The 5,946-nt window shown below is 72.8% G+C and carries 6 protein-coding genes; 3 read left to right on the plus strand and 3 right to left on the minus strand.

From position 1 onward, the window contains the following. Positions 1-149: 149 nt before the first annotated feature. Positions 150-392 carry a mycoredoxin gene (locus DKT68_RS14240; RefSeq protein ID WP_109817890.1) on the minus strand — a complete coding sequence of 81 codons (243 nt, stop codon included), beginning with the start codon at positions 390-392 and terminating at the stop codon, positions 150-152. A 92-nt stretch (positions 393-484) separates the two neighbouring features. Here DKT68_RS14240 and DKT68_RS14245 point away from each other — a divergent pair, with 92 nt between their 5' ends. The 3 genes from DKT68_RS14245 (at position 485) to DKT68_RS14255 (ending at position 3,518) form a co-directional block, all read left to right on the plus strand. Further along, positions 485-2,650, plus strand: coding sequence for an ATP-dependent DNA helicase UvrD2 (locus DKT68_RS14245; protein WP_109817885.1), 2,166 nt, complete (start codon positions 485-487; stop codon positions 2,648-2,650). Between the two features lie 154 nt (positions 2,651-2,804). Beyond that, positions 2,805-3,020 carry a hypothetical protein gene (locus DKT68_RS14250; protein ID WP_407940742.1) on the plus strand — a complete coding sequence of 72 codons (216 nt, stop codon included), beginning with the start codon at positions 2,805-2,807 and terminating at the stop codon, positions 3,018-3,020. A 132-nt stretch (positions 3,021-3,152) separates the two neighbouring features. Continuing rightward, on the plus strand, positions 3,153-3,518 hold the full coding sequence (locus tag DKT68_RS14255) for a WhiB family transcriptional regulator (RefSeq protein WP_109817887.1): 366 nt from the start codon (positions 3,153-3,155) through the stop codon (positions 3,516-3,518). Positions 3,519-3,823: 305 nt separating this feature from the next. Here DKT68_RS14255 and DKT68_RS14265 read toward each other — a convergent pair whose 3' ends face one another. Further along, positions 3,824-5,170: an ABC1 kinase family protein gene (locus DKT68_RS14265; protein ID WP_109817888.1), complete on the minus strand. Its 1,347-nt coding sequence runs from the start codon at positions 5,168-5,170 to the stop codon at positions 3,824-3,826. Further along, the coding region (locus tag DKT68_RS14270; protein WP_109817889.1) for a TOMM precursor leader peptide-binding protein at positions 5,167-5,946 on the minus strand (780 nt) is incomplete at its 5' end. The genes DKT68_RS14265 and DKT68_RS14270, both read right to left, overlap by 4 nt.

Consider the following 5,946-nt stretch of genomic DNA (forward strand, 5'->3'; position numbering starts at 1 on the left):
GGCGGGTCCCGGTCACCACCTGCCGGTCGAGGACGCCGACCGGCAGGTGGTGACCGGGACCCGCCCGGCGCCGCGCCGATGACGGACACCGGACACGACGAGCGGCCGCCCCGAATGGGGCGGCCGCTCGTCGAGGATGACCCGGCCGGTCAGGCGGTGATGGTCCCCAGGTGCTGCTTGACCTGGGTGATCGAGGGATTGGTCAGGGCGCTGCCGTCGGCGAAGCGCAGCGTCGGCACCGTCTGGTTGCCGCCGTTGACGCTCATCACGAACTCGGCGGCCTTCGGGTCCTGCTCGATGTCGACCACCTCGTACCCGATGCCCTCCCGGTCGAGCTGCGACTTCAGCCGGTGGCAGTAGCCGCACCAGGGGGTGGAATACATCGTCAGCATGGTCCGATCCTCCAACTCCTCCACCGCCGGCTTGCGGGTCAAGCCGAGGCTGTTCGCTGCAACGTCCGGAGGAGCTGAGATGATTCCTGGTTGTGGTGGTTCACTCAGCGTCGGAACGCGTGCTCGCCGGGCTGGACCCGGAGCAACGCTCCGCGGTGACCGCACCCGCCGGGCCGGTCTGCATCCTGGCCGGCGCGGGCACCGGCAAGACCCGCGCGATCACCTCCCGGATCGCCCACCGGGCGCTCTCCGGCGAGATCTCGCCCCGGCACGTGCTCGCCGTCACCTTCACCGCCCGCGCCGCCGCCGAGATGCGGAGTCGTCTCACCGTGCTCGGCGTGGGCGGTGTGCAGGCGCGGACGTTCCACGCCGCCGCCCTGCGTCAGGTGCGCTACTTCGCCCCCCGGCTGCTGGCCGGCCGGGCGATGCCCGAGCTGCTGGACAGCAAGGTGCGGCTGGTGACCCTCGCCGCCGCCCGGGTCGGTCTGCGTACCGACCGGGCCGCCGCGCGGGACCTGGCCGGCGAGATCGAGTGGGCCAAGTCGTCGCTCGTCGAGCCGGGGGACTACGTGGTGTCGGCGGCCCGGGCGCTGCGCGACACGCCGCACGAGCCGGCGAAGGTGGCCGAGGTGTTCACCGCGTACGAGCAGCTCAAGCGCTCTAACGGCGTGATCGACTTCGAGGACATGCTGCGCGCCGCGGTGTGGGGCATCGAGGAGCACCCGGACGTCGGCGAGCAGGTCCGCAGCCAGTACCGGCACTTCGTGGTCGACGAGTACCAGGACGTCAACCCACTCCAGCAGCGGTTGCTGGAAGCCTGGCTGGCCGGCCGGAACGACCTGACCGTGGTCGGAGACGCCAGCCAGACGATCTACTCGTTCACCGGGGCGACCTCGGCGTACCTGGTCGACTTTCCGCGCCGGCACCGCAATGCCACAGTGGTGCGACTGGTCCGCGACTACCGCTCCACCCCGCAGGTGGTCGGGCTGGCCAACGCGGTGATCTCCCAGGCCCGGGGCACCGAGGCGCGCCTGCGGCTGGAGCTGAGCGGCCAGCGCCCGCCCGGCCCCGAACCGGACCTGCGGATCTTCACGGACGAGCCGGCCGAGGCCAACGCGGTGGCCGCCCGCTGCCGGTCGCTCATCGACGCGGGCACGCCGGCGAAGGAGATCGCCGTCCTGTTCCGCGTCAACGCGCAGTCCGAGGCGTACGAGAAGGCGCTCACCGAGGCCGAGGTGCCGTACGTGGTGCAGGGCGCGGAGCGGTTCTTCGAACGGGCCGAGGTGCGTCAGGCGATGGTCGCGCTGCGTTCCGCCACCCGGTCGATTCCGGGGGAGACCCCGCTGCCGACCGCCGTCGTCGAGGCGCTCACCGCGGTCGGCTGGGCCCCCGACGCGCCCCCGACCGGCGGCGCGGCCCGCGAGCGCTGGGAGGCGCTGGCCGCGCTGGTCCAGCTCGCCGAGGAGTACGCGGCCACCCCGGAGGTGGTGCCGATCGGCGAGGCGGCGTCGGTGGAGCGCCCGGTCACCCTGACCGACTTCACCGAGGAGCTGGCCCGCCGGGCCGCCCAGCAGCACGTGCCGACGGTGGACGGGGTGACGCTGGCCTCGCTGCACTCGGCCAAGGGGCTGGAGTGGGACGCGGTCTTCCTGGTCGGCCTCGCCGAGGGCACCCTGCCCACCACGTACGCGAAGACCGTCGAGCAGGTCGAGGAGGAGCGCCGGCTGCTCTACGTCGGGATCACCCGGGCCCGGCAGTGGCTGTGGCTGTCGTACGCCGCCGCGCGCTCGCCGGGCGGACGGGCCCGGCGGCCGTCGCGGTTCCTGCCCCAGCTGGACCGCTCGGGCGGGGCCGAGCGAGCGACCGGTGGCACCGGTCCGGCCCGTCGCCCCGAGCGGCGCCGGACGCAGATCGTCTCCTGCCGGATCTGCGGCGCGACGCTGCTCGCCGGCCCGGACCGCAAGCTGGGCCGCTGTCCCACCTGTCCGTCCGACATCGACGATGAGCTGCACGAACGGCTTCGCGAGTGGCGGCAGCGGGTGGCCGGGGCGCAGAAGGTCCCCGCGTACGTCGTCTTCACCGACGCCACGCTGACGGCGCTCGCCGAGCGGCGGCCCGGCCGCCCGGAGGAGCTGATCGCCATCGCCGGGATCGGGCCCCGCAAGCTGGGGCTCTACGGGGAGTCGGTGCTGGCGCTCGTGGGGGGCGCGGGAGTGGACGACGTCTGCCCGGAGAAAACTTTCGAAATCTCGTCGTAAATTCGTTTGCCCTCGCCCCAGCGCGAGGAATAGCCTCAGGACACACCACGCGAGCGGCGCCATTCCGGCTGCTCACGGGGTTGGTCTGGTCGATTCGAGGAACGTGAGGGAGGTGGCACCCGTGGAGATCTTCACCTATGAGCGTCTGGCGGCGATGCCGTCTGTCCACGCTCCGCTGTCGGCTGTCCGGGTGGCCCTCGCGGCCGCACGACCGTCGGTTCCGCAGGTGCACCAGGTTCAGGCCGAGCTGAACCTGACTGTCGCACCCACCGGAGTCGAGGGGACCAGTGGCTTCACGGGCATGGGCATTCAGGGCGCCAAGAAGCGCATGGATGTCCGCGGCGTTCCACCTCGAGGTAGACCGGTCTGACCATCAGACACCGGCTCACCTCGAGGCCGCGGAACCCGCTTACCGGGATCCGCGGCCTCAGTTTTTTGCCCCGCCGAAGTACGTCGGAATGCGATCCACGAGATCGAAGTGTGAGAGAGAGGTGACCGGGCGATGAGTCTGGCGTTGGCCCCCATCGACGTGAGCGTCGAGATGGAGGCGAACCTGCCCTGCCGGAAGTTCGACCCCGACCTGTGGTTCTCCGACTCGCCTGCACAGCTCGAGCTGGCCAAGTCGCTCTGCGGGGACTGCCCGCTGCGCGTCGAGTGCCTGGCCGGGGCGGTGGAGCGTGCGGAGCCGTGGGGCGTCTGGGGCGGCGAGATCTTCGAGCGTGGCGCGGTCGTCCCGCGCAAGCGGCCCCGTGGCCGTCCGCGCAAGGAGGACGTCGCCCGTGACGCCGCACTCCGGGTCGAGGCCGAGGCGCGCCTGGCGGCCAGTGGGCTGTCCGAGGTGCGTGGCGCGGTCCGGCTGGCAGCCTGACATGTTCCCGATCCGTACCAACTACGCCGGTGTCGCACCGGCAGCGAGTGAGAAGACGATGTTGCACGTACCGACTGGAGCCTTTGAGATGCAACTACTCCACGAAGCGTTGTCCCGGGCTCGAATGCGCCGGCCTCAGGCCGGTCGTACCACCACGAGCACTGAGGCAACCCGATCCGCCCGTACCGTCGCCATGACCAGCCGCAACCGGTCGGCCCGCGACCTGGGCGTTCTCTAGAACCACCCCGTGTAGAAGGGCGGGTGCCAGTCGGCACCCGCCCTTCTTGGCGTGACCGGCGCGGCGGTCAGGCGACCGGGGCGAAGCCGGGCAGCCAGCGTTCCAGGATGCCCCGGTACGGCGCCTTCGCCTCCAGCTGGCAGAGCACACCGATCGACCCGAGCGTCACCCGGTGGATGAGCAGGTACGACGGCGGCAGGTTGAGCTGCCGGCTGAGCTGGTAGGTGGGGGAGCGGGGGCTCGCGAGCCGGGCCGCCTCGGCTCGCAGCCACGCCCGGGTGAACCGGAACTCGTCGGCGGCGATCGGCTCCAGCATCGGACGGAGGAAGTCGAGCACGCCCTCGGCGTCGATCTGTTCGGCGGAGCCGATGAAGCCCTCGGACCGCAGCCCCTCGACCACCCCGTCCGCGTCGTTGCGCAGGGCCAGCGCGGCGATCCGACCGATCGGCTCGGGTGTGCCCTCCGGCATCCGGGCGACCGCACCGAAGTCGATCACCCCAAGCCGGCCGTCGGGCATCATCCGGAAGTTGCCCGGGTGCGGGTCGGCGTGCAGCAGCCCCGCCCGCTGCGGTGCGGAGAGGTGCAGGACGGCCATCAACCGGCCGGCCTCGTCCCGCTGCTCCTCGGTGCCCTCCCGGATGATGTCGGCCAGCGGGGTGCCCGTCACCCACTCGGTGACCAGCACCCGGGGCGACCCGGAGACCACCGCCGGGATGTAGATCTCCGGGTCGTCGGCGTACGCGGCGGCGAAGGTGCGCTGCGACTCGGCCTCCAGCTCGTAGTCCAACTCCTCGGTGATCCGTTCACGCAGCTCGACCAGGAGCGGCTTGACGTCCAGACCGGGCTGGATCGCCCGGAACATCCCGCCCAGCCGGGAGAGCTGCTTGAGGTCGGTGAGCAGCGCGTCACCGGCGCCCGGATACTGGATCTTGACGGCGACGTCGCGGCTGTTCGGCTCGCCCGACGGGCCGTACCCCGGCTCGCGCCACCGCGCCCGGTGCACCTGTCCGATGCTGGCCGCGGCGGCCGGGGTGTCGTTGAACTCGACGAACCGGTCCCGCCAGTCCGGGCCGAGCTGCTCGGTGAGCACCTTGTGCACGCTGGCCACTGGCAGCGGCGGCGCGGCCTCCTGGAGCTTGGTCAGCGCCTGGCGGTAGGGCGCGGCGATCTCCTCCGGCAGCGCCGCCTCGAAGACCGACAGGGCCTGGCCGAATTTCATCGCACCGCCCTTGAGCTGGCCCAACACGCTGAACAGCTGCTCGGCGGTGCGCTGCTGGATCTCGGCGGAGATCACGTCGGAGGCGAGCCCGGTGACGCGCTTACCCATGCCGAGGACGGTCCGACCGGCGAAGCCGAGCGGCAGAGCGGCGAGTTTGGCGGTGCGGGACACGGCCCGGCGCGGGATGTCGGTCACCCGGTCATTGTTACCGACCGGAGGGCACCGCTGCTGCTCTGCGGCCGGGCTGGTGCCCAGACTCGGCCCCGTGAGCATCCGCACGCCGGGTGTGGCGGCCAGCCCCGGCGGCGGAACCGCCCCGCGCCGGTGATCTCCATGGCGCCGCCCAGCGTCTCCGGGCTGCCGCCGTCGAGTTGTGCCAGCGCCTCGGCCAGCGCGTACCCGGTGGCCGTGAGCAGCGTGCCGGTCGCGGCCGCGGCGGCCGGCTCGGCGGCGGCGAGCTGGGCGGCGAGCCGTGGCCAGTCCGGGTCGCGATCGGCCCGGTGCAGCTCGACGCAGTGCAGACAGGGGCCGGCAGGTGGGCGGACGAGCGGCCCGATGATGGGTATGCCCTCGCGCAGGGTGACCAGCAGGTGCGGCTGGCGGCGCTGGGCGAGACCGGCGGCGAGCAGCGCGGGCGGACGGTCGGTGCCGAGCTGGACCACCAGGTCGACCCGGGCGGTCCGGCCGGGGTGGGTGCCGGTGCCCGGCGCGACGCGGTTCACGGCGGCACGAACCGCCGGGGCCAGCGGATGGCCCAGCTCGGCGGCGGGGATGCCGGTGCCGACCAGGTCGATGGGGCGTACCGGGCCGGTGAGGTGCGGGATCACCTGTCCGACGCCGGACTGGGCCAGTGCCACCGCCAGCGGCGCACCGAGCGCCCCGCCTCCGGTGAGCAGCACCCGGGCGGCCCGCCGCCGGCGCAGGCACTGCGCGGGGGTGCCGGGCAACCGGGCGGCGGCCAGGGCCAGCGC

This window comes from Micromonospora acroterricola (assembly GCF_003172955.1).
GTDB classification, from domain to species: domain Bacteria; phylum Actinomycetota; class Actinomycetes; order Mycobacteriales; family Micromonosporaceae; genus Micromonospora; species Micromonospora acroterricola.